The organism is Pseudomonas sp. SDO524_S393 (assembly GCF_054071875.1).
Map to the genome: position 1 here is coordinate 11,221 of NZ_JBSVVZ010000044.1, position 25,504 is coordinate 36,724.

Here is a 25,504-nt window from a genome sequence, read left to right on the forward strand (position 1 = left end):
ACCGGACCATGCAAACTCGTGACGATATTTTCAACACCCTGCGCGATGCTCTGGTGGAACTGTTCGAACTGGACCCTGCACGCGTCACCCTTGACGCCAACCTGTACCAGGACCTGGAAATCGACAGCATCGATGCCGTGGACCTGATCGACCATATCAAGCGCCAGACCGGCAAGAAGATCGCCGCCGAAGAATTCAAGGCCGTAAGCACCGTGAACGATGTGGTTGAGGCGGTATACCGCCTGGTGCAACCGGCCGCATGAGCCGGCTGATCGGCCTTGGCCTGTTGCTGGCGGGGCTGCTGTACCCCTTTGCGGTGTATTACGGCACTGAGCACTTCGCCCCCTGGCAATTCGGCCTGCTGCTCGGCGGCCTGTGGCTGTTGCGCGCACTGACGGGCGCGCGCCGCCCCGGCAGCCGCTGGATGGCAGTCGCGGTGATCCTGTTCTGCCTGTTGCTGGCCTGGCTCGATGACCCGCACCTGTTGCGCTGGTACCCGAGCCTGGTCAACGGCTTCATGCTCGTGCTGTTCGGCCTGAGCCTGAAATACGGCCCGCCCATGGTGGAACGCCTGGCCCGCATGACCGACCCGGTGCTGCCGGCCCACGCCATTGTGTATACGCGCCAGGTCACCGTGGTGTGGAGTGTGTTTTTTCTGTGCAATGGCCTGCTCGCCACCGCCCTCACCCTGTGGGCGCCGCTGAGCTGGTGGACGTTGTACAACGGCCTGATCGCCTACGGGCTGATGGGACTGTTGTTTGCCGTGGAATGGCTGGTACGACAAAGGGTTCGAGGCCGCGTATGAATGGGTTGAAACTTGAGCACATGCTGCTTGAGCCGCTGGAGCAGCGTCCGGTCACCACCGAACCTGCGATGAATCACGCCCAGTTGTGGGTGCAATCCCTGAGCCTGGCGGCAGGCCTGCAAGCGCGCGGCATACGGCGCCTGGCCGTGTACCTGGAAGACGCCGGCCTGCTGGCGATTGCCCTGCTGGGTGCCTGGCGCGCGGGCGTCAGCGTACTGCTGCCCGCCGACCTGCAACCCCAGACCCGCCAGCGCTGGAGCGATGCCGTCGACGCCTGGCTGGTTGCACCCGACGATCTCGGCGCGCTGTATCAAGCGCCGTTGAGCGCCGCTGCGCTGGACCTGGACACCTGCCAACTGAGCCTGCGCACTTCCGGCTCCAGCGGCGAGCCCAAGCGTATCGACAAGACCCTGCGCCAGCTGGCCAATGAAGTGCAGGCCCTGGAAGCCTTGTGGGGTTCGGACCTCAAGGACGCCTGCATCATTGGCAGCGTCGCCACCCAGCACATCTACGGCTTGCTGTTCCGGGTGCTGTGGCCGCTGTGCGCTGGCCGTACTTTCGTGCGCAGGCAACTGGCGTTCCCCGAAGACCTGCAGCGCGCCAGCCGCGAGCACCCGCAGTTCGCCTGGGTGGCAAGCCCGGCACTGCTCAAGCGCATGGGCGACAACCTCGACTGGCCGGCCCTGAGCCGAGTGGCGCGGGTGTTCTCCTCAGGCGGCGCCTTGCCTATCGAAGCGGCGGGCGAGCTTTACGACCGCTTGCAGCAATGGCCGACGGAAATCCTCGGCAGTTCGGAAACCGGCGGCATCGCCTGGCGCCAGGGTGCGCAACCCTGGCAGCCTTTCGCCGATGTACAACTGAGCCAGGATGCCGACGGCGCCCTGCGCATCGCATCGCCCTACCTGCCTGCCGGACATATCGAACAGACCGCCGACGCTGCGCGCATCCATGCCGATGGCCGTTTCGAGCTGCTGGGGCGCCTGGACCGCATCGTCAAGCTGGAAGAAAAACGCATCTCCCTGCCCATGCTCGAACAGGCGCTGATGAGCCACCCGTGGGTCGCCGAAACCCGCCTGGGCGTGGTGCGGGAAAACCGCGCGTCCCTCGGCGCGCTGGTGGTACTCAGCGCCGATGGCTTGCACGCCTTGCGCAATCAGGGCCGGCGCAGCGTCACCCAAACCCTGCGCGAGCATTTGAGCCAGCATTGTGAAGCCCTGGCCCTGCCCCGTCGCTGGCGCCTGCTGCGCCAGTTGCCCCTGAACAGCCAAGGCAAATTGCCCCAGGCCGACATCGAAACGCTGCTGCTGGCGCCGCGCCCCAAAGCGCCAGAGGTGCTGGAGCAAGTCGAAGCCGACGGCGAATGGACCCTGCAACTGAGCGTCCCGCCGGATCTGGCCCATTTCAGCGGACACTTCCCGGTGACCCCGGTGCTGCCGGGCGTGGTGCAGGTGGAATGGGCGTTCAACCTGGGCCAGCAACTGCTCGACCTGCCGCCGACCTTTGCCGGGATGGAAGTGCTCAAGTTCCAGCAGCTGGTGCGCCCGGGCGATGCGATCGAACTGCACCTGCGCTTTGATCAGGAGCGCGGCAAGTTGTACTTCGCCTATCGCAATGGCGTCGCGGCGTGTTCCAGCGGGCGGATTTTGCTGGAGACCGTCGATGCATAACCCCTGCGTCCTCATCCCGGTCTACAACCACGAAGCCGCCGTGCCCGCCGTGGTCCACAGCCTGCTGAACAGTGGACTGCCCTGCCTGCTGGTCGACGACGGCAGCAGCCCGGCCTGCGCGGCAGTATTGGCACAGCTGGCCACGCTGGAGAACGTCACCCTGCTGACCCTGCCCAGCAACCAAGGCAAAGGCGGTGCGGTAATGGCCGGTTTCCGCGAGGCCGCGCGCCTGGGCTTCAGCCACGCCCTGCAAGTCGACGCCGACGGCCAACACGACCTGCGCGAAGTCGAGACCTTTCTCGACAGCTCGCGCCGTCACCCCGACGCCATTATCTGCGGCTACCCCGAATATGACGACAGCGTGCCCAAAGGCCGCCTGTACGCGCGCTACCTGACCCACGTGTGGGTGTGGATCAACACCTTGTCCCTGCAAATCCGCGACTCCATGTGCGGCTTTCGCGTGTACCCGCTGGCGCCGGTGCTGGCACTGATGGACGCGGCCTGCATCGGCACGCGCATGGACTTCGACTCCGACATCCTGGTACGCCTGGCCTGGCGCAACCAGCCGATGCGCTGGTTGCCGACCCAAGTGCATTACCCTGCCGATGGCCTGTCGCACTTCCGGCTGTTTCGCGACAACGTGCGCATCTCGGCGATGCACACCCGGCTGTTCTTCGGCATGCTGGTGCGCGCGCCGATGATCCTGTGGCGACGGTGGCAAGCATGAGCGACAGCGGCAAACACTGGGCAGACCGCGAGGAGCGCGGCAGCTACTGGCTGATGAAGCTCACCGCCTTCGCCGCCAAAGTGCTGGGCCGTCGCCTGCTCAGCCCATTGCTGTACGGCATCGTGCTGTATTTTTTCCTGTTTGGCCGCACCGCGCGCCAGAGCGCCTGGCAGTACCAGCAGCGCCTGGCCGACTGGAGTGGCCGCGACGAACTGCGCCCCAACCACCGCAAGGTCTTCGGCCAGTTCATGGCCTTCGCCGACTCCTTGCTCGACAAGCTCGACGTGTGGAACGGCAAACTTCGCATCGAACAAATCGAGATCGACGACCCCGCGCAATTGCGCGGGCAACTGCGTGGCGAGCGCGGGCAGATGCTGGTGGGCGCACATTTGGGCAACCTGGAAGTGTGCCGCGCACTCGCCGAAATCGGCGAACAAGTCACCATGAACGTGCTGGTGCATACCAAGCACGCCGAGCAATTCAACCGTCTGCTGGGCGAAGCGGGTGCCACCCATTTGCGCTTGATCCAAGTAAGCGAACTGGACCCGGCCACCATGCTGTTGCTCAGCCAACGCCTGGATGACGGCGAATGGCTGGCGATTGCCGGCGACCGCGTGCCGCTGCACGGTGGGCGCACGGTGCGCGTGGATTTCCTCGGTCATGACGCCGCTTTCCCCCAAGGCCCGTGGCTGCTGGCCGGCCTGCTTAAATGCCCGGTCAACCTGCTGATGTGCCTCAAACACCAAAACCGCTATCGCCTGACCATCGAACCGTTCACGCAACGGATCGAATGGAAACGCACCAGCCGCGAGCAGGTCATAGCCCTGTGGACCGCGCGCTATGCCGCACGCCTGGGCCAGTTCTGCCTGGAAGCGCCCCAACAATGGTTCAACTTTTACCCTTTCTGGAAGACCGATGACGACGCATCTTGAGCCAGTCACCTTTGGCGAACGCCCCCTGCGCATCGAAGACGTACTGGCCCTGGCCAACCGTCAGGCGCCCACCCGCTTGCAGGACGATGCCGCGTATCGCCGACGTATCGCCAAGGGTGCGCAGTTTCTGGATTCGCTGCTGGACAAGGAAGGCGTGATCTACGGCGTGACCACCGGCTACGGCGACTCCTGCGTAGTGGCGGTGCCGTTGCAGCACGTCGAGGCGTTGCCGCGTCACCTGTACACCTTCCACGGTTGCGGGCTGGGCAAACTGCTCGATGCCCAGGCCACCCGTGCGGTACTGGCGGCGCGCTTGCAGTCGCTGTGCCACGGCGTGTCCGGGGTGCGTGTGGAATTGCTGGAGCGCCTGCATGCCTTCCTGGAACACGACATGCTGCCACTGATCCCGGAAGAAGGTTCGGTGGGCGCGAGCGGCGACCTGACACCGCTGTCCTATGTGGCCGCAACCCTGTCCGGCGAGCGTGAAGTAATGTTCCGTGGCGAACGCCGCCAGGCCGCCGACGTGCACCGCGAGCTGGGCTGGGACCCGCTGGTGTTGCGCCCCAAGGAAGCCCTGGCGCTGATGAACGGCACCGCCGTGATGACCGGCCTCGCGTGCCTGGCCTTCGCCCGCGCCGACTACCTGTTGCAACTGGCCACGCGCATCACCGCGCTGAACGTGGTGGCGCTGCAAGGCAACCCGGAACACTTCGACGAGCGCCTGTTCGCCGCCAAGCCGCACCCCGGGCAGATGCAAGTGGCCGCCTGGCTGCGCAAGGACCTGGCCATCGACGCGCCGACTGCGCCGCTGCATCGCTTGCAGGACCGCTACTCGCTGCGCTGCGCGCCCCATGTGCTGGGCGTGCTGGCCGACAGCCTGGGCTGGTTGCGCGGTTTCATTGAGACCGAACTGAACAGCGCCAACGACAACCCGATCATCGACGCCGAAGAAGAACGCGTGCTGCACGGCGGTCATTTCTACGGCGGCCACATTGCTTTCGCCATGGACAGCCTCAAGACCCTGGTGGCCAACGTCGCCGACCTGCTCGACCGTCAACTCGCGCTGCTGGTGGACGTGCGCTACAACCACGGCCTGCCGAGCAACCTGTCGGGCGCGCCAGCCGACCGCGCCATGATCAATCACGGCTTCAAGGCCGTGCAGATCGGCGCCAGCGCCTGGACCGCCGAGGCGCTGAAAAACACCATGCCGGCCAGTGTGTTCTCGCGCTCCACCGAGTGCCATAACCAGGACAAGGTGAGCATGGGCACCATCGCCGCCCGCGATGCGATCCGCGTGCTGGAACTCACCGAGCAGGTCGCCGCCGCCACGCTGCTCGCCGCCAACCAGGGCGTGTGGCTACGCGCCCAGGCCGACGATGCACGCCCCTTGCCACCGGCCCTGGCCGCCATGCATGAGCAACTGGCCAAGGACTTCCCGCCGGTGATCGAAGACCGCGCCCTGGAAGGCGAACTGCGCCTGTGCCTGCAACGTATTGCCGAGCAACACTGGAGGCTGCATGCGTAGCCCTGGCGTACTGCATTGCGACACCGAAATCCTGGTGCCGTTTTTCGACGTCGACACCATGAACGTGGTGTGGCACGGGCACTATGTGAAGTACCTGGAAGTGGCGCGCTGTGCGCTGCTGGACAAGCTCGGCCACAACTACACGCACATGCTCGAATCGGGCTACGCCTGGCCGGTGATCGACCTGCAACTGCGCTACGTGCGCGGTGCCGTGTTCGGCCAGACGATCAACGTGCGTGCGAGCCTGGTGGAATGGGAGAACCGCTTGAAGGTCAATTACCTGATTACCGACCTGGCCAGCGGCGAGCGCTTGACCCGCGCCAGCACCGTGCAGGTGGCGGTGGAAATCGCCAGCCGCGAGATGCAGTTGGCCTCCCCAAAAATCTTCACAGACGCCGTAGAGAGAGCTCTGAAATGCTGACTACTGTGGGAGCGGGCTTGCTCGCGAAGATCCTGGGGGCCCTGCATAGTGTCAGGCTACCCGCGTCATCGTTAACGTCCTTCGCGGGCAAGTCGAATCGTCGCACCGCCACTCCCACATTTTTGATCGGGTTGTTCTTGAGCTTTAGCGCTCATGCTTTTGACTTGCAGCAGCTCAGCGACCAACTCGCCAAACCCTCCGTGATCCACGGCAGCTTCACCCAGGAAAAACACCTGCGCGCCCTGCCCCAGCCCCTGGTCAGCAAAGGCACCTTCGTGCTCGCCAAAGACCACGGCCTGTTGTGGCTGCTCAAGACGCCCTTGCAACAGGACTACCGCATCAGCGCCCAGGGCATTGCCCGTCGCGATGCCAACGGCTGGCAACTGCTGCCGAACAAAAGCGCCGGCGCCGAACAGAATCGTCTGTTCCTCGCCGTGCTGCAGGGTGACAGCAGCGGTTTGCAGCGCGACTTCGAATTGCAACTGCAAGGCGAGCCCAAGCAGTGGACGCTCACGCTGATCCCGCGCTCGCTGTTGCTCAAGCAGGTCTTCACCCGGATCAATATCGACGGCGGCGAGCTGGTGCAGACCATCGAGCTGCTGGAAACCCAGGGCGACAGCACCGTGTTGCGTATGCAAGACAGCACCGCCGGCCAGCCCTTGAGTGATGCGGAGCAGCACGACTTTGCCCAGTGAACGCCTGTTGCCGCGCCTGTTCCTGATCCTGCTGGTGGCCGTGCTGGCCCTGGCCGGCTGGCAGTGGCGTCAGGGCGCGCCGTTGTCGGCCAACCTGATGGAGCTGGTGCCGGGCAACACGCCGGACGCCCTGGAACAACAGGCCGAGCAGCGCATGCAGGAACCCCTGAACCGCGAAATGCTGGTGCTGGTGGGGCATGCCGATCGCCAGCAAGCGCTGGCCGTGGCGCAGCAACTGGGTGAGCGCTGGCAAGCCAGCGGGCTGTTTGAAAAGGTGCAGTGGAACCTGCAAGCCGACTTGCCGGCACTGCGCGAACAACTGCTGCACGGTCGCCTGGCGATGCTCTCGGCCAAGGATCGCGAACAACTGATCGAACACCCCGATGCGTTTATCCAGCAGCGGGTGCAAGCCCTGTTCGACCCCTTCACCGGCTTCAGCCTGGTGCCGAGCCAGGACGACTGGCTGGGCCTCACCGGACGCATCCAGAACAGCCAGCCGCAGCACGGCTCGGTGCAACTGGACATTGGCAGCGGTGCGTTGATCGCCGATGCCGACGGCAAAAGCTGGGTGCTGCTGCGCGCGCGTACTACCGGCAATGCGTTCGACATGAAGCTGCCGCTGCAAGTGGCGGATCTGCTCCAGGCCAGCCGCGAACACGCGGCAGGACAAGGCGCGCAACTGCTGGCCGCCAGTGGCTTGCTCTACGCCGCCAACGGGCAACAGCAGGCCACTCGGGAAATCACCTGGGTCGGCGGCGGCGCGACCGTCGGCATCCTGTTGCTGCTATTGCTCGCCTTCCGGCGCTGGCGGGTATTGCTGGCGTTCGTGCCGGTGCTGGTGGGCATGCTGTTTGGCGCGGTGGCCTGTGTGGCGCTGTTTGGCCACATGCATGTGATGACGCTGGTGCTGGGCTCCAGCCTGATTGGCGTAGCGGTGGACTACCCGCTGCACTACCTGTCGAAGAGCTGGAGCCTGAAGCCGTGGCGCAGTTGGCCGGCGCTGCGCCTGACACTGCCGGGACTGAGCCTGAGCCTGGCCACCAGTTGCATTGGCTACCTCGCACTGGCCTGGACGCCGTTCCCGGCCCTGACGCAAATCGCGGTGTTCTCCGCCGCCGGCCTGGTTGGCGCCTACCTGTCGGCGGTGTGCCTGTTACCGGCACTGCTCAAAGGCGTGGAACTGCGCCCGGCGCAATGGCCGCTGCGCATCGCCGAGGTCCTGTGGCTCGCGCGCAGCGCCTTGCTCAAGCGCGTGCCGAGCCCAGTGCTGCTGGCGCTGGTGCTGCTGTTTTGCGCCGGTGGCCTGTGGCACCTCGACAGCAAGAACGATATCCGCCAATGGATCGGCGCACCGCCGCAGTTGCTGCAAGAAGCGCAGGCCGTGGCGCGCATCACCGGATTCCAGCCCACCAGCCAGTTTTTCCTGGTACGTGCGCAAAACCAGCAACAGTTGCTGGAGCGCCAGGCCGCACTGGGCCAACGTCTGGATCAACTGGTGAGCATGGACAAGCTCCAGGGCTATCTGGCGCTCAATCAACTGGTCAGCCCGCCCGTCGAACAGCAACGGCTGCGCGATGCGCTGAACAGACTGCCGCAACACTGGCAACCGCTACTGGACCTTGGCGTGCCCGTCAGCGCCCTGCAAACCGAAGTCGCGCAACTGCAAGCACTGCCCGCCCAAGACATCGACGCTGCGTTGGCAGGCCCGCTGGCCGAGCCCTGGCGCACATTGTGGCTAGGTCAGGTGGATGGCGGCGTCGCGGCCATGGTCAGTTTGCAAGGCTTGAGCAACCCGGCGTTATTGCGGGTGCAGGCGGTGGATTTGCCCGGCGTGCAACTGGTGGATCGTCTGGGCGATCTGAACCGGGTGTTTGCCGATACGCAGGTCAGCGCCGCTGAACTGAAGTTGATGTCGTGCGTGCTGATCGTGCTGCTGCTGATACTGCCCTTCGGTTTTGGCGGTGCCCTGCGCATCGTTGCGCTGCCCTTGCTGGCAGCGCTGTGCAGCCTGGCCAGCCTTGGCTGGCTCGGCCAGCCACTGACCCTGTTCAGCCTGTTCGGTCTGCTGCTGGTCACCGCCATCAGCGTGGATTACGCGATCCTCATGCGCGAGCAGATCGGCGGCCCGGCGGTGAGCCTGCTGGGCACTCTACTTGCCGCCGTGACCACCTGGTTGTCGTTCGGCCTGCTGGCGATCTCCAGCACGCCGGCGGTGAGCAATTTCGGCCTGTCGGTCAGCCTTGGCCTGGCGTTCAGCTTTATGCTGGCGCCCTGGGCCGGTCAGCAGAAGCACGCCTCATGATGATTAACGCCAACGCGGCAAGGAGCCCATGTGCCAACAGTTGAAATGGAACGCCGCCAAGTGGTGGTGATCGGCGCCGGGCCGTCCGGTGCCATCGCCGCCGCGCTGCTCAAGCGCAACGGGCACGATGTGCTGGTCATCGAACGCCAGCACTTCCCGCGCTTCTCGATCGGCGAAAGCCTGCTGTCCCACTGCATCGATTTCATCGAAGAAGCCGGCATGCTCGAGGCCGTGCAAGCCGCAGGTTTCCAGCTGAAGACCGGTGCGGCGTTCGCCTGGGGCGAGCGCTACAGTGCGTTCGATTTCAGCGATACGTTCAGCCACGGCAAGCCGACCACCTTCCAAGTGCAGCGCGGTGAATTCGACAAGTTGCTGGCGGACCAGGCCGCCTTGCAGGGCGTGGAAATCCGCTACGGCGAAACCCTCGTCGGTGTGGACTTCAAGGACGAGTGCCGCTACCTGCACGTGCGTCGCGAGAACGGCAGCGAGTACCACCTCAAAGCCAGGTTCGTGCTCGACGCCAGCGGCTATGGCCGCGTACTGCCGCGCCTGCTGGACCTGGATGTACCGTCTGATTTCCCCGTGCGCCAGGCGGTGTTCACCCATATTGAAGACCGCATCGAACACCCGGGCTTCGACCGCACCAAAATCCTCGTCACCACCCACCCGACGAAGCGCGATATCTGGTTCTGGACCATCCCGTTCAGCAACGGTCGCTGCTCGGTGGGCGTGGTCGCGGCCAAGGCGCACTTCGACGGGCGGGACAGCGACCTCGACGCCTGCCTGCGCGGCTTCATCGACGAAACCCCGAGCCTGTCCGGCGTGCTGCAAAACGCTGTGTGGGACACGCCCGCGCGGACCATCGGCGGCTACGCGGCCAACGTCAAGACCCTGCATGGCCCCGGCTTTGCGCTGCTGGGCAACGCCGCAGAATTTCTCGACCCGGTGTTTTCTTCCGGCGTGACCATCGCCATGCGCTCGGCCAGCATGGCCGCCGGGCTGCTGCACCGTCAGTTGCAGGGTGAAACCGTGGACTGGCAGACCGAGTTTGCCGAGCCCTTGAAACGCGGGGTCGACACCTTCCGTTGCTACGTCGAAGGCTGGTACGCCGGTACGTTCCAGGACGTGATTTTCCACCCGGGCAGTTCACCGGAGATTCGCCGGATGATCAGCTCGATTCTCGCCGGTTACGCGTGGGACGAACGCAACCCGTTTGTCAGCGAGCCGAAGCGACGGCTACGGATGCTGTCTGAAATTTGTGCAGGGGATGCCGCATGAGCACTCACTATCTGAGTAAAAACTACGTCGAAGAAACCCGTTTCGGCTTCTGGTTCCTGCGTAGCCATACCTGGCAGCACCATGTCTTGCGCGTCGCGATCAACGACCTGCGCGGCCTGTTCAGCGAGCCATTGCCGCAGGCTCCGGTGCTGCTGGACGCCGGTTGCGGCCAGGGCAAGTCTTTCAAGCTGTTGCAGCAGGTGTTCGCGCCCGAACGCTTGATCGGTCTGGACGCCGACCCCCACAGCCTGACCCTGAGCCGCGCGGAAGCCGAACGCCAGGGCCTGGCCGTCGAGCTGATCGGCAGCGACTGCGCCACCCTGCAAATGCCCGACGAAAGCGTCGACATCCTGTTCTGCCACCAGACTTTTCATCACCTGGTGGAACAGCATCGCGCCCTGAAAGAGTTCTACCGGGTACTCAAGCCCGGCGGCTATCTGCTGTTCGCCGAATCCACCGAGGCGTACATCGATACCTGGGTGATCCGCTGGCTGTTCCGTCACCCCATGCACGTGCAGAAAAGCGCCGAGGAATATCTGGACATGCTCCGCGAGCAGGGTTTTGAGTTCGGCCCGCAGAACGTTTCGTATCCGTACCTGTGGTGGAGCCGTTCCAGCGATTTCGGCCTGCTGGAGCGCTGGGGCCTGCGCAATCCGCCGCCGGTGGGCCAACGCGAAGAGACCCTGGTCAACTGCGTGGCACGCAAACCCCTGGAGGCTGCTACACCATGATCCGTTTGCTGTTGATGGCGTGCGTGTTACTGCTGGGCGCTTGCGTCAGCCAGCCGCCGCTGCCCGAAAAAACCCCCGCCCTGGCGTTGCCGATGCAGTTGCACGTGCAGCGCCTGGCCGAAGGTCAGCGCCAGGACTGGTTATTGGTGATCCAGCGTGAAGGCAGCGGCATCCGCTGGTCGATGATGGACCCGCTGGGCATCCCCCAGGCGCGGCAGAAACTGATCGACGGCCAATGGCAGGCCGACGGCCTGTTGCCGCCCAACCCTCAGGCGCGGGCGCTGTTCGCCGCCCTGCTGTTTGCCCTGACCTCGTCGGATGACGTGCGCGCGCTCTACCCCGGCGCCCAGGCGATGGACCTGACGCGCACCCTGCCCGGCCACTGGCAGATCGTGTACCAGTCTTCCGAGGTGTTCACCGTGAACATGAGCGTGCAGCCGCCCTTGAGCTATCGCATCACACCGCTGGGAGCGGGCCAATGACGGCCTACCTCAACGCCCTCGGTGTCATTTGTGCACTGGGCCGGGGCCAGGCCGAAGTCAGCCGCAATTTGTTTGCCGGCGACTGTTCCGGCATGCGCGCCGAAGGCGGCTGGGTGCCGGAGCGCGTGTTGCCGGTGGCCGGCGTGCACAGTGAACTGGCGCCCCTGCCGGCACACCTGAACCAGCACCACAGCCGCAACAACCAGTTGCTGCTGGATGCCGCGTTGCAGATCGAGGACGAGATCCGTCAGGCGATCCACACCCATGGCGCCGCGCGGGTGGCTATCGTGCTGGGCACCAGCACGTCGGGCATCGACGAGGCCAGCCAAGGCATCGCTCACTACCTGCGGGACCAGCACTTCCCCGCCGACTACGACTACCAGCAACAGGAACTCAGCGCCCCGGCGACCTTCCTCGCCGACTGGTTGCAGGTAAGCGGCCCGGCCTATGTGATTTCCACTGCGTGCACCTCCAGCGCCCGCGCACTGATGAGTGCCCAGCGCCTGTTGAACCTGGGACTGTGCGACGCGGTGATCTGCGGCGGGGTCGACAGCCTGTGCAAATTGACACTCAACGGCTTCGTCTCGCTGGAGGCCGTGTCGAGCGAACGGTGCAACCCGTTTTCGGTGAACCGCAACGGCATCAACATCGGTGAAGCGGCGGTGCTGTTCCTGATGACCCGCGAACCGGCGCCCATCGCCCTGCTCGGCAGCGGCGCCAGCTGCGACGCCCACCATATTTCTGCGCCCGAGCCCACCGGCAAGGGCGCGCTGCAAGCCATGCGCAAGGCACTGGTCAGCGCAAAACGACAGCCCGAGCAGATCGGTTACCTGAACCTGCACGGCACCGCCACGGTGCATAACGACGCCATGGAAAGCCTGGCCGTCGCCAGCCTGTTTCCCAAAGGTGTGGCCTGTGCGTCGACCAAACCCATGAGCGGCCACACCCTGGGCGCCGCCGGCGCGCTGGAAGCGGCGTTCTGCTGGTTGAGCCTGGTACACGACCGCGTGCCGCCCCATGTGTGGGACGCTCAAACCGACCCGGAGCTACCCGTTCTGCGCTGGGCGCAAGCGGGAGACGCCCTGGAACAACGCTGCCTGATGAGTAACTCGTTTGCCTTCGGCGGCAACAACGTCAGCCTGATTATCGGAGAGGCCCCATGATCGATTGGCCACTCGCCGAACTGCTGCCCCATGCCGGCGACATGATCCTGATCGATCAGGTGCTGTCGTTCGATGAGGAGCAGATTCACACCCGCGTCACCGTCAAGCCCGGTGGCTTGTTCAACCACCCGGATGGCAGCCTGCCGGCCTGGGTCGGCATCGAGCTGATGGCGCAGAGCGTGGCCGCCTACGCGGGTTGTCACGCACGCCGCAACGGTGAAGCCGTGGCGCTGGGTTTTCTGCTGGGCACCCGCAAGTTCGCGTGCAACGTGGCGCATTTTCCGGCAGGTGCCGAACTGAGCATCCACGGCATGCGCTCTCTGGAAGACGACAACGGCATGGGTGTGTTCGAATGCCACCTGACCGGTGATGGCATTTTGGCCAGCGCCCGCTTGAATGTATTTCGACCGCCCCAGGCGGCCAATTATTTAGATGAATCGAAGGACGTAACGCCATGACTGAATCCGTACTGGTCACCGGCTCCAGCCGTGGCATCGGTCGCGCCATTGCCCTGCGCCTGGCCCAGGCCGGCCATGACATCGTGCTGCATTGCCGCAGCGGTCGCGCCGAAGCCGACGCGGTGCGGGCCGAGGTCGAGGCCCTGGGCCGCCAGGCGCGGGTACTGCAATTCGATGTGGCGGATCGTGCTGCGTGCAAGGCCATCCTTGAGGCTGACGTGGAGCAGCACGGCGCCTACTACGGCGTGGTGCTCAATGCCGGCCTGACCCGTGACGGCGCTTTCCCGGCCTTGTCGGAGGACGACTGGGACGACGTATTGCGCACCAATCTCGACGGTTTCTACAACGTGCTGCACCCGGTGATGATGCCGATGATTCGGCGCCGCACCGCCGGGCGCATCGTGTGCATCACCTCGGTTTCCGGCCTGATCGGCAACCGTGGCCAGGTCAACTACAGCGCCTCGAAAGCCGGCCTGATCGGCGCCGCCAAGGCCCTGGCCATCGAGCTGGGCAAGCGCAAGATCACCGTCAACTGTGTCGCCCCCGGTTTGATCGACACCGCGATGCTGGACGAAAACGTACCGGTGGAAGAACTGATGAAGATGATCCCGGCACAACGCATGGGCACCCCGGAAGAGGTGGCGGGCGCGGTGAATTTCCTGATGTCGGCCGAAGCCGGCTATATCACCCGCCAGGTCCTGGCCGTGAATGGAGGTCTGTGCTGATGAAGCGCGTCGTCGTCACCGGCATGGCCGGCATGACTTCCCTGGGCAGCGACTGGGACACCATCGCCGCCAACTTCCGCGCCAACCGCAGCGGCATTCGGCGCATGGACGAGTGGGATCGCTTCAGCGAATTGAACACACGCCTGGCCGGGCCCATCGATGACTTCGTGGTGCCCGCCCACTGGACACGCAAGCAACTGCGCAGCATGGGCCGTGTGTCGCGCCTGGCGGTGTGGGCAGCGGAACGCGCGTTGCAAGACGCCGGTTTGCTTGGCGATGAGTCGATCAAGGACGGGCGCATGGGCGTGGCGTGCGGTTCGTCCACCGGTAGCACCGACGAGATCAAGGCGTTCGGCAACATGCTGCTGAACTCGGTGGCCGAAGGGCTCAATGCCAACTCCTATGTGCGCATGATGCCCCATACCACGGCGGCGAATATCAGCATCTTCTTTGGCCTCACAGGGCGGCTGATCCCCACGTCCAGCGCCTGCACCAGTGGCAGCCAGGGCATCGGCTACGCCTATGAAGCGATCAAGTTCGGGCGCCTGCCGTTGATGCTCGCCGGCGGCGCTGAAGAACTGTGCCCCACCGAAGCCATGGTGTTCGATGCGCTCTACGCCACCAGCCTGAAGAACGATGCGCCCCAGAGCAGCCCACGCCCGTACGACAGCGGTCGCGATGGCCTGGTGATCGGCGAAGGCGGTGGCATGCTGGTGCTGGAAGAACTGGAACATGCCCTGGCGCGAGGTGCGCATATTCATGCGGAGATCGTCGGTTTTGGCAGCAATGCCGACGGCCAGCACACCACCCGCCCGGAACAACAAACCATGCGCCGTGCGATGGAACTGGCCCTGGAAGACGCGGGGCTGGCACCTGTGGCCATCGGCTACGTCAACGGGCACGGCACTGCCACCGACCAGGGCGATATCGCCGAAACCCTGGCCACCAGCAGCCTGTTCGGCAGTCGCATGCCCATCAGCTCGCAGAAAAGCTTTCTTGGACACACCCTGGGCGCGTGCGGCGCGCTGGAATCGTGGTTCAGCATCGAGATGATGAACCGCGACCAGTACGTGCACACCTTCAACCTGGACAGCGTTGACCCGCAATGCGGCGAGCTGGATTACCTGCAGGGTGAGTTCCGCGAGATGCACCACGACTACGTGATGAACAACAACTTTGCGTTTGGCGGCGTCAACACGTCGCTGATCTTTCGCCGCTGGCCCTGAATTTCAATCGACTGGAGAAAACGGAATGTCTTCCTTGCTACGCGCCACCCTGATCACCCTGGCCTTGCTGACCACCGCGGGGTGCACCAACAAGCCGATCCTCAATACCCAGCACGATATCCCGGCCACCGGGCAGGTCAGCGAAGAGAAAGTCCGGCAGGTCATCGTCAATGCCCTGCAAAAACGTGAATGGTCCGTCCAGCGCCTGAGCCCGCAACTGGTGCAGGCCGAGATCACCGTGCGCAATCAGTTCCATGCTGAAATCGACATCCGCTACACCCGCAACAGCTACGCCATCACCTACCGCGACAGCCGTGACCTGGGCTACAAGAACGGCACCATCCATCGCAACTACAACCGCTGGGTGAGCATGCTGGACCGGGACATCCTGGCGGGGCTGCGCGCCTACGGAGTGAACGAGGCGAATACGTCGCAGCAGAATTGAAGCGCGCTTGACTGGCAGGGCGCCAGAAACGACAAAGGGCGCCTTTCGGCGCCCTCTTCACAAACAGGTTGGCTGGTCATCGCCGCGTCCTGCCTGGCTCTGCGATGGCTGGCGGCGGTGCGACGATTCGACTTGCCCGCGAATGCGGAGTGTCAGTCGACACACATGCCAACTGGCCCACCGCTTTCGCAGGCAAGCCAGCTCCCACAAAGAGCTGCTTCGTTTTAAAGTCCGTTTTTTATTGAACAGCCTTGCGCGTCAACAACTCCACAAACGCCTCGGCCATCGGGGTTTGCCCTCCTTTGCGTTGCACCAGCCACACGGACGTCACCGCGTCCGGGTCGAGGAGCGTGCGATACGCCACCCCATCGATTCGAATGCGCTGGTACGAGGCCGGCAGCACTGACACCCCCAACCCCGCTGCAACCAGGCCGATGATGGTCATGGCCTCGCCCGCTTCCTGGGCGAAGTGCGGGCTGAAGCCGGCATCACGTGCCAGGTTGAGCAGTTGGGCGTACAGGCCGCTGCCGTAGGTTCGCGGGAAAAACACGAACGGCTCTTCAGCCAACTGCGCCAGATGCAAACCGCGCTCACTGCCCGTCACCAGCGGATGGCCGGCATTCAACACGGCCACCAGCGGCTCGCGCATCAGTTCGATCAGGCTGAGGGAGTCGGGCAACGGCAGTGGCCGCATCAGCCCCACCTGGATCGACTCATCCACCAGAGATTCGGCCACTTGGGTACTGCTCATCTCCTGCAGGTTCAGATGCACCGCCGGGAACGCCTGGCGAAACGCAAAGATCGCCTGGGGGATGCTGGCGTTGAACGGTGCCGACGACGTGAAGCCGATCTTCAGTTCGCCCAGCTCACCCAACTGCGCCCGTCGCGCGACATCCGCAGCCTTGTCGACCTGCGCCAGCGCCAGCCGCGCTTCATGCAGGAACAATCGTCCCGCCTCGCTCAGCTCGACCCGACGATTGGTACGCTCAAACAACCGTGCGCCGACCTCCTGCTCCAGCGCCTGGATCTGCTGACTCAATGGCGGTTGAGAGATGCCCAGCACCTGTGCGGCGCGGCCAAAGTGCAGCTCCTCGGCGACGGCGATGAAGTAGCGCAGATGTCGTAATTCCATCCAAACCTCATTAGGTCGTAAAAGCTATCAAACAGGTCGAACAATATATTGGAAAGAATCGTTAGCCAGCTATATTCTTTTTTGCAGTGCCGGTTTCGGCGCACTCTTGCTCCCCGAGGTCCCCCGTGAAAGCTGCTGTCGCGCCCTATGCTCAAGAAGTCCCACCGAACGCCCTGGATGAGGTGGTGGCCCAGCTCAACGAGCAATACATCGAAAAAGACACGCCCATGTTCATGCGCACGGTACTGGCGCTGTTCTCTGGCGGTTTCGCGACCTTTGCTCTGTTGTATTGCGTGCAGCCGATGATGCCCGCGCTGTCCCGGGAGTTTTCCATCAATGCGGCGCAAAGCAGCCTGATTCTGTCGGTGGCCACGGCGATGCTGGCACTCGGGTTGCTGATCACCGGGCCGATTTCCGACACCCTGGGACGCAAGCCAGTGATGGTCGCCGCGTTGTTCAGCGCCGCGCTGTGCACCATTGCCAGCGGTCTGATGCCGACCTGGGAAGGCATCCTGCTGATGCGCGCGCTGGTGGGCCTGTCCCTGAGCGGCCTGGCCGCCGTGGCGATGACCTACCTGAGCGAAGAAATCCACCCACAACACATCGGCCTGGCCATGGGTCTGTACATCGGCGGCAACGCCATTGGCGGCATGAGCGGACGTCTGATCATCGGCGTGTTGATCGACTTCGTCAGCTGGCACACCGCAATGCTGATCATCGGCGCCCTGGCGCTGATCGCAGCGACCGTGTTCTGGAAAATCCTCCCCGAGTCGCGCAACTTCCGCGCCAGCAGCCTCAAGCCGCGCAACCTGCTGGACGGTTTTGTCATGCACTTCAAGGACGCGGGCCTGCCGTGGCTATTCCTTGAGGCGTTCCTGCTGATGGGCGCGTTCGTGACGATGTTCAACTACATCGGCTACCGCTTGCTGGCCTCGCCCTATGAACTGAGCCAGGCGGTGGTCGGTTTGCTGTCGCTGGTGTACCTCACCGGCATCTACAGCTCGGCAAAAATCGGCTCGCTGGCCGACCGCCTCGGTCGCCGCCGCGTCCTGTGGGGAACGATCGTGCTGATGCTCGCCGGCATGAGCCTGACCCTGTTCACACCGCTGTGGCTGGTGGTGCCAGGCATGCTGATCTTCACCTTCGGCTTCTTCGGCGCCCACTCGGTGGCCAGCAGCTGGATCGGGCGCCGCGCGGTGAAAGCCAAGGGGCAGGCGTCGTCGCTGTACCTGTTCTGCTACTACGTGGGATCGAGCATTGCAGGGACGGCGGGCGGGTTCTTCTGGCACTTTGCCGGGTGGAGCGGGATTGGCGCGTTCATCATCGCGCTGTTGATCGGCGCGTTGCTGGTGGCGTTGAGACTGGCGAAGCTGCCGCCGCTTGGGAATGTGTAGGCCTGATACGGCGTTGCTTTAAATGTGGGAGCAAGCCAGCTCCCACATTTGTTTTGCGTGTTATTCGTGGTACTGCGCCGACAGTTCATGCACCGCGCGCAGGAACGCGCCGGCATGCTCCGGGTTCACTTCCGGCGTGATGCCATGGCCCAGGTTGAACACATGCCCGGAGCCCTTGCCGTAGCTGGCGAGGATGCGGCCCACTTCAGTGCGGATCGCTTCCGGCTTGGCATACAGCACGGTCGGGTCCATGTTGCCTTGCAGCGCAACGCGGTTGCCCACGCGCCGGCGGGCTTCGCCGAGGTCACAGGTCCAGTCCAGGCCGAGGGCGTCGGCACCTGCATCGGCGATGCTTTCCAGCCAGAGGCCGCCGTTTTTGGTGAACAGGATCACCGGCACTTTGCGGCCTTCGTGTTCGCGGATCAGGCCGCCGACGATCTTGCGCATGTAGGCCAGGGAAAATTCCTGGTACGCCGCCGCCGACAGGTTGCCGCCCCAGGTGTCGAAGATCTGCACCGCTTGCGCACCGGCCTGGATCTGGCCGTTGAGGTAGGCGGTGACCGACTGCGCCAGCTTGTCCAGCAGCAGGTGCATGGCTTGCGGATTGTCGTAGAGCATGGCCTTGGTCTTGCGGAAGTCCTTCGACGAACCGCCTTCGACCATGTAGGTGGCCAGGGTCCACGGGCTGCCGGAGAAGCCGATCAGCGGCACGCGGCCGTTGAGTTCACGGCGGATGGTGCTCACGGCGTCCATCACGTAACCCAGGTCTTTGTGCGGGTCGGGGATCGGCAGCGCTTCGATGTCGGCCAGGGTGCTGACGACCTTCTTGAAACGCGGGCCTTCGCCGGTTTCGAAATACAGGCCCTGGCCCATGGCGTCAGGGATGGTGAGGATATCGGAGAAGAGGATGGCCGCGTCCAGTTCGGGGTAGCGGTCCAGCGGCTGCATCGTGACTTCGCAGGCGAACGCCGGGTTCATGCACAAGCTCATGAAGTCGCCGGCATTGGCACGACTGGCGCGGTATTCCGGCAGGTAGCGACCGGCCTGGCGCATCATCCACACAGGGGTGACGTCCACGGGTTGCTTGAGCAGGGCACGAAGGAAACGGTCGTTCTTGAGGGCAGTCATGTCGGCATCCGCAAAAAAAGTGCGGGCATTTTCTCAGAGCGCGACGCAAAAGGCACGGAATGCACCGTGCCTTTTATCTATCGGGTCAATTTGTCGCGGACATAAAAGCGCTGCAAAACAAATGTGGGAGCTGGCTTGCCTGCGATTGCGGTAGTTCAGTCGAGACATCCGGTGACTGTTACAGCGCTATCGCAGGCAAGCCAGCTCCCACCGTTTGATCCCATTTCAAGTTGGGATCGGGGTCAGACCTGCAGGTAATCCAGGATCCCTTCGGCGGCGTTGCGGCCTTCGAAGATCGCCGTGACCACCAGGTCCGAGCCGCGCACCATGTCACCACCGGCGAAGATCTTCGGGTTGCTGGTCTGGTGCTTGTACCGGCCTTGCTCAGGCGCCACGACGCGGCCCTGGCTGTCGGTCTGGATGTCGAACTGCTCGAACCACGGCGCCGGGCTTGGGCGGAAACCGAAAGCGATGACCACGGCGTCGGCCGGGATGATCTCTTCGGACCCCGGGATCGGCTCGGGGCTGCGACGGCCACGGGCGTCCGGCTCGCCGAGACGGGTCTCGACCACCTTCACGCCTTCGACCCGGTCTTCACCGACGATGGCGATCGGCTGGCGGTTGTAGAGGAATTTCACGCCTTCTTCCTTGGCGTTCTTCACCTCTTTGCGCGAGCCCGGCATGTTCGCTTCATCACGACGATAGGCACAGGTCACAGCCTTGGCGCCCTGGCGGATCGAGGTCCGGTTGCAGTCCATCGCGGTGTCGCCACCGCCCAGCACCACCACCTTCTTGCCTTTCATGTCGACGAAATCTTCCGGCGACTTTTCAAAGCCCAGGTTGCGGTTGACGTTGGCGATCAGGAAGTCCAGTGCGTCATACACACCCGGCAGGTCTTCGCCGGCAAAGCCGCCCTTCATGTAGGTGTAGGTGCCCATGCCCATGAACACGGCATCGTATTCGGCGAGCAGTTGCTCCATGGTCACGTCTTTGCCGACCTCGGTGTTCAGGCGGAACTCGATGCCCATGCCGGTGAACACTTCGCGACGGTTGCTCAGTACGGTTTTTTCCAGCTTGAACTCGGGGATGCCGAAGGTCAGCAGACCACCGATTTCCGGGTTCTTGTCGAACACCACCGGGGTCACGCCGCCACGCACCAGCACGTCGGCACAGCCCAGGCCGGCAGGACCGGCGCCGATGATGGCGACGCGCTTGCCGGTCGGCTTGACCTTGGACATGTCCGGGCGCCAGCCCATGGCGAACGCGGTGTCGGTGATGTACTTCTCCACCGAACCGATGGTCACCGCGCCGAAGCCGTCGTTGAGGGTGCAGGCACCCTCGCACAGACGGTCCTGCGGGCACACCCGGCCGCACACTTCCGGCAGGGTGTTGGTCTGGTGCGACAGCTCGGCAGCCGCAAGGATGTTGCCCTCGGCCACCAATTTGAGCCAATTGGGAATGAAGTTGTGCACCGGGCACTTCCATTCGCAATACGGGTTGCCGCAACCCAGGCAACGATGTGCCTGGTCGGACGACTGCTGGGGTTTGAAGGGCTCGTAGATTTCCACGAACTCTTTCTTGCGTTGACGCAACAGTTTCTTCTTCGGATCTTTGCGCCCGACATCGATGAACTGGAAGTCGTTATTCAGACGTTCAGCCATGTTAAAACCTCATCAAACTCTTCAGGCGCATATCACTGCGGGTTGGCACGGATGCTGGAAAGCAACGATTTCAGGTTGGCAGCCTTGGGCTTGACCAGCCAGAAACGACGCAGGTAATCATCGAGGTTTTCGGCGAGGTTACGTCCCCATTCGCTGCCGGTTTCCTCGACGTATTCATCCAGCACGTGTTGCAAGTGGTTCCGGTAGGACTCCATGGCTTCGCCGCTGATGCGCTGGATCTCGACCAACTCGTGGTTGACCTTGTCGACGAAGGTGTTGTCCTGGTCGAGCACATAGGCGAAACCGCCAGTCATGCCCGAACCGAAGTTGTAACCGGTCTTGCCCAGTACCGCGACAAAGCCTCCGGTCATGTACTCGCAGCAGTGATCGCCAGTGCCTTCCACCACGGTGTGGGCACCGGAGTTACGCACGGCGAAACGCTCACCGGCGGTACCGGCGGCGAACAGCTTGCCACCGGTGGCGCCGTACAGGCAGGTGTTGCCGACAATGGCGCTGTCCTGGGTCTTGTACACGCTGCCTTTGGGCGGAACGATGACCAGCTTGCCGCCGGTCATGCCCTTGCCCACGTAGTCGTTGGCGTCGCCTTCCAGGTACATGTGCAGACCGCCGGCGTTCCACACGCCGAAGCTCTGGCCCGCAGTACCCTTGAAGCGGAACGTGATCGGCGCCTTGGCCATGCCTTGGTTGCCGTGCTTGCGCGCGATTTCGCCGGAGATACGTGCACCGATGGAACGGTCGCAGTTGCAGATATCCAGTTCGAACTCGCCACCGCTGGCGTCGCTGATCGCGCCACCGGCAATTTCCACCATCTTCTCGGCCAGCAGGCCCTTGTCGAATGGCGGGTTGCGCTCCACACCGCAGAACTGCGGTTTGTCAGCCGGGATGTGATCGCTGCCGAGCAACGGCGTCAGGTCCAGGTGGTGTTGCTTGGCGGTCTGGCCTTCGAGAACTTCCAGCAGATCGGTGCGGCCGATCAGCTCTTCGAGGGAGCGCACGCCCAGCTTGGCCAGCCACTCACGGGTCTCTTCGGCGACGTAGGTGAAGAAATTCACCACCATGTCGACGGTGCCGATGTAGTGATCCTTGCGCAGCTTTTCGTTCTGGGTCGCCACGCCGGTGGCGCAGTTGTTCAGGTGGCAGATACGCAGGTATTTGCAGCCCAGGGCGATCATCGGCGCAGTACCGAAGCCGAAGCTTTCGGCGCCAAGGATCGCGGCCTTGATCACGTCGAGGCCGGTTTTCAGGCCACCGTCGGTCTGCACACGGACCTTGCCACGCAGGTCGTTGCCGCGCAGGGTCTGGTGGGTTTCGGCCAGGCCGAGTTCCCATGGTGCGCCGGCATACTTGATGGAGGTCAGCGGCGATGCGCCGGTGCCACCGTCGTAACCGGAGATGGTGATCAGGTCGGCATACGCCTTGGCCACACCGGCGGCGATGGTGCCCACACCGGCTTCCGCCACCAGTTTCACCGAGACCAGCGCCTGCGGGTTGACTTGTTTCAGGTCGAAAATCAGCTGCGACAAATCTTCGATCGAGTAGATGTCGTGGTGCGGCGGTGGCGAGATCAGGGTCACGCCCGGTACCGCATAACGCAGCTTGGCGATCAGGCCGTTGACCTTGCCGCCAGGCAGCTGGCCGCCTTCGCCGGGCTTGGCGCCCTGGGCCACTTTGATTTGCAGCACTTCGGCGTTGACCAGGTATTCCGGCGTGACACCGAAGCGACCGGTGGCCACTTGCTTGATTTTCGAGCTCTTGATGGTGCCGTAGCGCGCCGGGTCTTCGCCGCCTTCGCCGGAGTTGGAACGCGCACCCAGGCGGTTCATGGCTTCGGCCAAGGCTTCATGGGCCTCGGGCGACAAGGCGCCCAGGGAAATACCGGCGGAGTCGAAGCGCTTGAGGATCGCGTCCAATGGTTCGACTTCGCTGATGTCCATCGCGGTGTCCAGGGTCTTCACCTTGAACAGGTCGCGGATCATCGACACCGGGCGGTTGTCCACCAGCGCGGTGTATTCCTTGAACTTGGCGTAGTCGCCCTGCTGCACGGCGGCTTGCAGGGTGTTCACCACGTCCGGGTTGTACGCGTGGTATTCGCCACCGTGCACGAACTTGAGCAGGCCGCCTTGCTGGATCGGCTTGCGCGCGCTCCAGGCTTCGGCGGCCAGGGCTTTCTGTTCGGCTTCGATGTCGACGAAACGCGCGCCCTTGATACGGCTTGGCACGCCGCGGAAGCTCAAATCGCAGACTTCTTCGGACAGGCCGATGGCCTCGAACAGCTGCGCGCCCCGGTACGACGTGATGGTGGAGATACCCATCTTCGACAGGATTTTCAGCAGGCCCTTGGTGATGCCTTTACGGTAGTTCTTGAACACTTCGTAGAGGTCACCCAGCACTTCGCCGGTACGGATCAGGTCGCCCAGCACTTCGTAGGCCAGGAACGGGTACACCGCCGAGGCGCCGAAACCGATCAGCACCGCAAAGTGATGCGGGTCGCGGGCGGTGGCGGTTTCCACGAGGATGTTGGAGTCGCAGCGCAGGCCTTTTTCGGTCAGGCGGTGGTGTACCGCGCCGGTGGCCAGCGACGCGTGGATCGGCAGTTTGCCCGGCGCGATATGACGGTCGCTCAGTACGATCTGGGTACGACCGGCGCGCACGGCTTCTTCAGCCTGATCGGCGACGTTGCGCACCGCGGCTTCAAGGCCGACGCTCTCGTCGTAGTTCAGGTCGATGATCTGGCGATCGAAGCCCGGGCGATCCAGGGTCATCAGCGAGCGCCATTTGGCCGGGGAAATCACGGGCGAACTGAGGATCACGCGGGAGGCGTGCTCAGGCGACTCCTGGAAGATGTTGCGCTCGGCACCGAGGCACACTTCCAGGGACATCACGATAGCTTCGCGCAGCGGGTCGATCGGTGGGTTGGTCACCTGGGCGAACTGCTGGCGGAAATAGTCGTACGGCGTGCGCACGCGCTGGGACAGTACGGCCATCGGCGTGTCGTCGCCCATGGAACCTACCGCCTCATAGCCTTGCTCGCCGAGCGGACGCAACACCTGGTCGCGCTCTTCGAACGTGACCTGGTACATCTTCATGTACTGCTTGAGCTGGTCGACGTCGTAGAAAGCCGAACCGTGGTCGTTGTCTTCCATGGTCGCCTGGATACGCAGGGCGTTCTTGCGCAGCCATTGTTTGTACGGGTGACGCGACTTCAAGCGGTTGTCGATGGCGTCGGTGTCGAGGATCTGCCCGGTTTCGGTGTCCACGGCCAGGATCTGGCCGGGGCCCACGCGGCCTTTGGCGATGACGTCTTCGGGCTTGTAGTCCCACACGCCGATTTCCGACGCGAGGGTGATGAAACCGTTGGTGGTCGTGACCCAACGCGCCGGGCGCAGACCGTTACGGTCGAGCAGGCACACCGCGTAGCGGCCGTCGGTCATTACCACGCCGGCCGGGCCGTCCCACGGCTCCATGTGCATCGAGTTGTACTCGTAGAATGCACGCAGGTCCGGGTCCATGGTCTCGACGTTCTGCCACGCTGGCGGAATGATCATCCGCACGCCACGGAACAGGTCGATGCCGCAGGTAACCATCAGCTCGAGCATGTTGTCCATGCTCGAGGAGTCGGAACCCACGCGGTTGACCAGCGGGCCGAGCTCTTCCAGGTCCATCAGGTCGTTGGTGAACTTGGTGCGACGGGCCTGGGCCCAGTTGCGGTTACCGGTGATGGTGTTGATCTCGCCGTTGTGGGCGAGGAAGCGGAATGGCTGGGCCAGCGGCCATTTCGGCAGGGTGTTGGTGGAGAAGCGCTGGTGGAACACGCAGATTGCGGTCTGCAGGCGCTCGTCGCTCAGGTCCGGATAAAAGGCGGTGAGGTCCGCCGGCATCATCAGGCCTTTATAAATGATGGTCTTGTGGGAAAAGCTGCAGATGTAGTGATCGACATCTGCGGCGTTGGCCACGGACGAACGGCGACGGGCGCTGAACAGCTTGATCGCCATGTCCTGGTCGCTCAAGCCGTCACCCGCGATGAACACTTGCTCGATCTGCGGCAGACGCTCGTGGGCCAGACGGCCGAGTACGCTGGTGTCGATCGGCACTTTACGCCAGCCGACGAGCTGCAGGCCTTCGGCCAGGATCTCGCGGTTCATGTTCTCGCGAGCGGCTTCGGCTTTGACCGGATCCTGGTTGAAGAACACCATGCCCACGGCGTACTGCTTGGGCAGGTCGACAGCAAATTGTTCTTTTGCGACAGCGCGCAGAAACAGGTCGGGCTTTTGAATCAGCAAGCCACAACCGTCACCGGTCTTGCCGTCGGCGTTGATCCCACCACGGTGGGTCATGCAGGTCAGGGCCTCGATGGCCGTTTGCAAAAGGGTATGACTGGGCTCGCCCTGCATATGGGCTATCAGGCCGAAACCGCAGTTATCCTTGAATTCATCGGGTTGGTACAGACCTGCTTTCATAGACACTTTCTCACCAGGCTGCCTCTTCTATCGAGGCAAATTTCTTTTCAATTCAACCGGTTACCTTCCACGCCGAACGTACGCCGGCTTAGCGGGGGCAAAAGGGAGGTCATTGTACACACCGACACG

22 protein-coding genes are annotated in these 25,504 nt (G+C 63.6%); 18 read left to right on the plus strand and 4 right to left on the minus strand.

The features are described from left to right. Window positions 1–8 precede the first annotated feature (8 nt). Genes ACW9IB_RS19075 through ACW9IB_RS19155 form a run of 17 tightly spaced genes read left to right on the plus strand, consistent with a single transcriptional unit; the run spans window position 9 to window position 15,582 of the window. Window positions 9–263, plus strand: a complete 255-nt coding sequence (locus tag ACW9IB_RS19075) for an acyl carrier protein (RefSeq protein ID WP_457414903.1) — start codon at window positions 9–11, stop codon at window positions 261–263. Further along, window positions 260–805: a hypothetical protein gene (locus tag ACW9IB_RS19080; protein ID WP_457414904.1), complete on the plus strand. Its 546-nt coding sequence runs from the start codon at window positions 260–262 to the stop codon at window positions 803–805. The genes ACW9IB_RS19075 and ACW9IB_RS19080 overlap by 4 nt, the downstream gene beginning before the upstream one ends. After that, a complete protein-coding gene (locus tag ACW9IB_RS19085) occupies window positions 802–2,472 on the plus strand; it encodes an ApeI family dehydratase (protein ID WP_457414906.1) in 1,671 nt (556 codons plus the stop codon). Before ACW9IB_RS19080 ends, ACW9IB_RS19085 begins: the two co-directional genes overlap by 4 nt. Beyond that, window positions 2,465–3,199: a glycosyltransferase family 2 protein gene (locus tag ACW9IB_RS19090; protein WP_457414907.1), complete on the plus strand. Its 735-nt coding sequence runs from the start codon at window positions 2,465–2,467 to the stop codon at window positions 3,197–3,199. Before ACW9IB_RS19085 ends, ACW9IB_RS19090 begins: the two co-directional genes overlap by 8 nt. After that, window positions 3,196–4,131 carry an LpxL/LpxP family acyltransferase gene (locus ACW9IB_RS19095; protein ID WP_457414909.1) on the plus strand — a complete coding sequence of 312 codons (936 nt, stop codon included), beginning with the start codon at window positions 3,196–3,198 and terminating at the stop codon, window positions 4,129–4,131. Before ACW9IB_RS19090 ends, ACW9IB_RS19095 begins: the two co-directional genes overlap by 4 nt. Next, window positions 4,115–5,656: an HAL/PAL/TAL family ammonia-lyase gene (locus ACW9IB_RS19100; protein ID WP_457414911.1), complete on the plus strand. Its 1,542-nt coding sequence runs from the start codon at window positions 4,115–4,117 to the stop codon at window positions 5,654–5,656. The genes ACW9IB_RS19095 and ACW9IB_RS19100 overlap by 17 nt, the downstream gene beginning before the upstream one ends. Then, complete coding sequence (locus ACW9IB_RS19105; RefSeq protein ID WP_457414913.1) at window positions 5,649–6,077, plus strand: acyl-CoA thioesterase; 429 nt, start codon at window positions 5,649–5,651, stop codon at window positions 6,075–6,077. The genes ACW9IB_RS19100 and ACW9IB_RS19105 overlap by 8 nt, the downstream gene beginning before the upstream one ends. After that, the gene (locus ACW9IB_RS19110) at window positions 6,071–6,772 is read left to right on the plus strand and encodes a LolA family protein (RefSeq protein ID WP_457414914.1); all 702 of its coding nucleotides are present in this window, start codon (window positions 6,071–6,073) and stop codon (window positions 6,770–6,772) included. The genes ACW9IB_RS19105 and ACW9IB_RS19110 overlap by 7 nt, the downstream gene beginning before the upstream one ends. Next, window positions 6,762–9,074: an MMPL family transporter gene (locus tag ACW9IB_RS19115; RefSeq protein WP_457414916.1), complete on the plus strand. Its 2,313-nt coding sequence runs from the start codon at window positions 6,762–6,764 to the stop codon at window positions 9,072–9,074. Before ACW9IB_RS19110 ends, ACW9IB_RS19115 begins: the two co-directional genes overlap by 11 nt. A gap of 30 nt (window positions 9,075–9,104) precedes the next feature. Continuing rightward, a complete protein-coding gene (locus tag ACW9IB_RS19120) occupies window positions 9,105–10,352 on the plus strand; it encodes an NAD(P)/FAD-dependent oxidoreductase (RefSeq protein ID WP_457414918.1) in 1,248 nt (415 codons plus the stop codon). Beyond that, complete coding sequence (locus ACW9IB_RS19125; RefSeq protein ID WP_457367486.1) at window positions 10,349–11,083, plus strand: class I SAM-dependent methyltransferase; 735 nt, start codon at window positions 10,349–10,351, stop codon at window positions 11,081–11,083. The genes ACW9IB_RS19120 and ACW9IB_RS19125 overlap by 4 nt, the downstream gene beginning before the upstream one ends. Further along, window positions 11,080–11,565, plus strand: coding sequence for a hypothetical protein (locus tag ACW9IB_RS19130; RefSeq protein ID WP_457414920.1), 486 nt, complete (start codon window positions 11,080–11,082; stop codon window positions 11,563–11,565). The genes ACW9IB_RS19125 and ACW9IB_RS19130 overlap by 4 nt, the downstream gene beginning before the upstream one ends. Continuing rightward, window positions 11,562–12,728, plus strand: coding sequence for a beta-ketoacyl-[acyl-carrier-protein] synthase family protein (locus ACW9IB_RS19135; RefSeq protein WP_457414922.1), 1,167 nt, complete (start codon window positions 11,562–11,564; stop codon window positions 12,726–12,728). Before ACW9IB_RS19130 ends, ACW9IB_RS19135 begins: the two co-directional genes overlap by 4 nt. After that, window positions 12,725–13,186, plus strand: a complete 462-nt coding sequence (locus tag ACW9IB_RS19140) for a hotdog family protein (RefSeq protein WP_457367489.1) — start codon at window positions 12,725–12,727, stop codon at window positions 13,184–13,186. Before ACW9IB_RS19135 ends, ACW9IB_RS19140 begins: the two co-directional genes overlap by 4 nt. Continuing rightward, window positions 13,183–13,911, plus strand: coding sequence for a 3-oxoacyl-ACP reductase FabG (gene fabG / locus ACW9IB_RS19145; RefSeq protein WP_457367490.1), 729 nt, complete (start codon window positions 13,183–13,185; stop codon window positions 13,909–13,911). The genes ACW9IB_RS19140 and fabG overlap by 4 nt, the downstream gene beginning before the upstream one ends. After that, window positions 13,911–15,137 carry a beta-ketoacyl-ACP synthase gene (locus tag ACW9IB_RS19150; protein ID WP_457414923.1) on the plus strand — a complete coding sequence of 409 codons (1,227 nt, stop codon included), beginning with the start codon at window positions 13,911–13,913 and terminating at the stop codon, window positions 15,135–15,137. Before fabG ends, ACW9IB_RS19150 begins: the two co-directional genes overlap by 1 nt. A gap of 25 nt (window positions 15,138–15,162) precedes the next feature. Then, the gene (locus tag ACW9IB_RS19155; RefSeq protein WP_457414924.1) at window positions 15,163–15,582 is read left to right on the plus strand and encodes a hypothetical protein; all 420 of its coding nucleotides are present in this window, start codon (window positions 15,163–15,165) and stop codon (window positions 15,580–15,582) included. A gap of 238 nt (window positions 15,583–15,820) precedes the next feature. Here ACW9IB_RS19155 and ACW9IB_RS19160 read toward each other — a convergent pair whose 3' ends face one another. Further along, window positions 15,821–16,714: a LysR family transcriptional regulator gene (locus tag ACW9IB_RS19160; RefSeq protein WP_457367493.1), complete on the minus strand. Its 894-nt coding sequence runs from the start codon at window positions 16,712–16,714 to the stop codon at window positions 15,821–15,823. Between the two features lie 125 nt (window positions 16,715–16,839). Between ACW9IB_RS19160 and ACW9IB_RS19165 the strand changes: the two genes are divergently transcribed. Then, window positions 16,840–18,108: an MFS transporter gene (locus ACW9IB_RS19165; protein ID WP_457414925.1), complete on the plus strand. Its 1,269-nt coding sequence runs from the start codon at window positions 16,840–16,842 to the stop codon at window positions 18,106–18,108. A 60-nt stretch (window positions 18,109–18,168) separates the two neighbouring features. Here ACW9IB_RS19165 and hemE read toward each other — a convergent pair whose 3' ends face one another. The 3 genes from hemE to gltB form a co-directional block, all read right to left on the minus strand. Then, window positions 18,169–19,236 (minus strand): uroporphyrinogen decarboxylase, encoded by a 1,068-nt coding sequence (gene hemE / locus ACW9IB_RS19170; RefSeq protein ID WP_457414926.1) that lies wholly within the window; start codon window positions 19,234–19,236, stop codon window positions 18,169–18,171. A gap of 242 nt (window positions 19,237–19,478) precedes the next feature. Beyond that, window positions 19,479–20,897 (minus strand): FAD-dependent oxidoreductase, encoded by a 1,419-nt coding sequence (locus ACW9IB_RS19175; protein ID WP_457367495.1) that lies wholly within the window; start codon window positions 20,895–20,897, stop codon window positions 19,479–19,481. Window positions 20,898–20,929: 32 nt separating this feature from the next. Beyond that, complete coding sequence (gene gltB / locus ACW9IB_RS19180; protein WP_457414928.1) at window positions 20,930–25,375, minus strand: glutamate synthase large subunit; 4,446 nt, start codon at window positions 25,373–25,375, stop codon at window positions 20,930–20,932. Between the last annotated feature and the right edge of the window lie 129 nt (window positions 25,376–25,504).

Excerpts from the sequence above, each read along its gene's own strand:
- ACW9IB_RS19075 (WP_457414903.1), top strand. The coding sequence starts at position 9 with ATGCAAACTCGTGACGATATTTTCAACACCCTGCGCGATGCTCTGGTG.
- ACW9IB_RS19085 (WP_457414906.1), top strand. The coding sequence starts at position 802 with ATGAATGGGTTGAAACTTGAGCACATGCTGCTTGAGCCGCTGGAGCAG.
- hemE (WP_457414926.1), bottom strand. The coding sequence starts at position 19,236 with ATGACTGCCCTCAAGAACGACCGTTTCCTTCGTGCCCTGCTCAAGCAA.
- ACW9IB_RS19160 (WP_457367493.1), bottom strand. The coding sequence starts at position 16,714 with ATGGAATTACGACATCTGCGCTACTTCATCGCCGTCGCCGAGGAGCTG.
- ACW9IB_RS19155 (WP_457414924.1), top strand. The coding sequence starts at position 15,163 with ATGTCTTCCTTGCTACGCGCCACCCTGATCACCCTGGCCTTGCTGACC.
- ACW9IB_RS19090 (WP_457414907.1), top strand. The coding sequence starts at position 2,465 with ATGCATAACCCCTGCGTCCTCATCCCGGTCTACAACCACGAAGCCGCC.
- ACW9IB_RS19095 (WP_457414909.1), top strand. The coding sequence starts at position 3,196 with ATGAGCGACAGCGGCAAACACTGGGCAGACCGCGAGGAGCGCGGCAGC.
- ACW9IB_RS19130 (WP_457414920.1), top strand. The coding sequence starts at position 11,080 with ATGATCCGTTTGCTGTTGATGGCGTGCGTGTTACTGCTGGGCGCTTGC.
- ACW9IB_RS19110 (WP_457414914.1), top strand. The coding sequence starts at position 6,071 with ATGCTGACTACTGTGGGAGCGGGCTTGCTCGCGAAGATCCTGGGGGCC.
- ACW9IB_RS19135 (WP_457414922.1), top strand. The coding sequence starts at position 11,562 with ATGACGGCCTACCTCAACGCCCTCGGTGTCATTTGTGCACTGGGCCGG.
- ACW9IB_RS19175 (WP_457367495.1), bottom strand. The coding sequence starts at position 20,897 with ATGGCTGAACGTCTGAATAACGACTTCCAGTTCATCGATGTCGGGCGC.
- gltB (WP_457414928.1), bottom strand. The coding sequence starts at position 25,375 with ATGAAAGCAGGTCTGTACCAACCCGATGAATTCAAGGATAACTGCGGT.
- ACW9IB_RS19105 (WP_457414913.1), top strand. The coding sequence starts at position 5,649 with ATGCGTAGCCCTGGCGTACTGCATTGCGACACCGAAATCCTGGTGCCG.
- ACW9IB_RS19150 (WP_457414923.1), top strand. The coding sequence starts at position 13,911 with ATGAAGCGCGTCGTCGTCACCGGCATGGCCGGCATGACTTCCCTGGGC.
- ACW9IB_RS19100 (WP_457414911.1), top strand. The coding sequence starts at position 4,115 with ATGACGACGCATCTTGAGCCAGTCACCTTTGGCGAACGCCCCCTGCGC.
- ACW9IB_RS19080 (WP_457414904.1), top strand. The coding sequence starts at position 260 with ATGAGCCGGCTGATCGGCCTTGGCCTGTTGCTGGCGGGGCTGCTGTAC.
- ACW9IB_RS19125 (WP_457367486.1), top strand. The coding sequence starts at position 10,349 with ATGAGCACTCACTATCTGAGTAAAAACTACGTCGAAGAAACCCGTTTC.
- ACW9IB_RS19140 (WP_457367489.1), top strand. The coding sequence starts at position 12,725 with ATGATCGATTGGCCACTCGCCGAACTGCTGCCCCATGCCGGCGACATG.
- fabG (WP_457367490.1), top strand. The coding sequence starts at position 13,183 with ATGACTGAATCCGTACTGGTCACCGGCTCCAGCCGTGGCATCGGTCGC.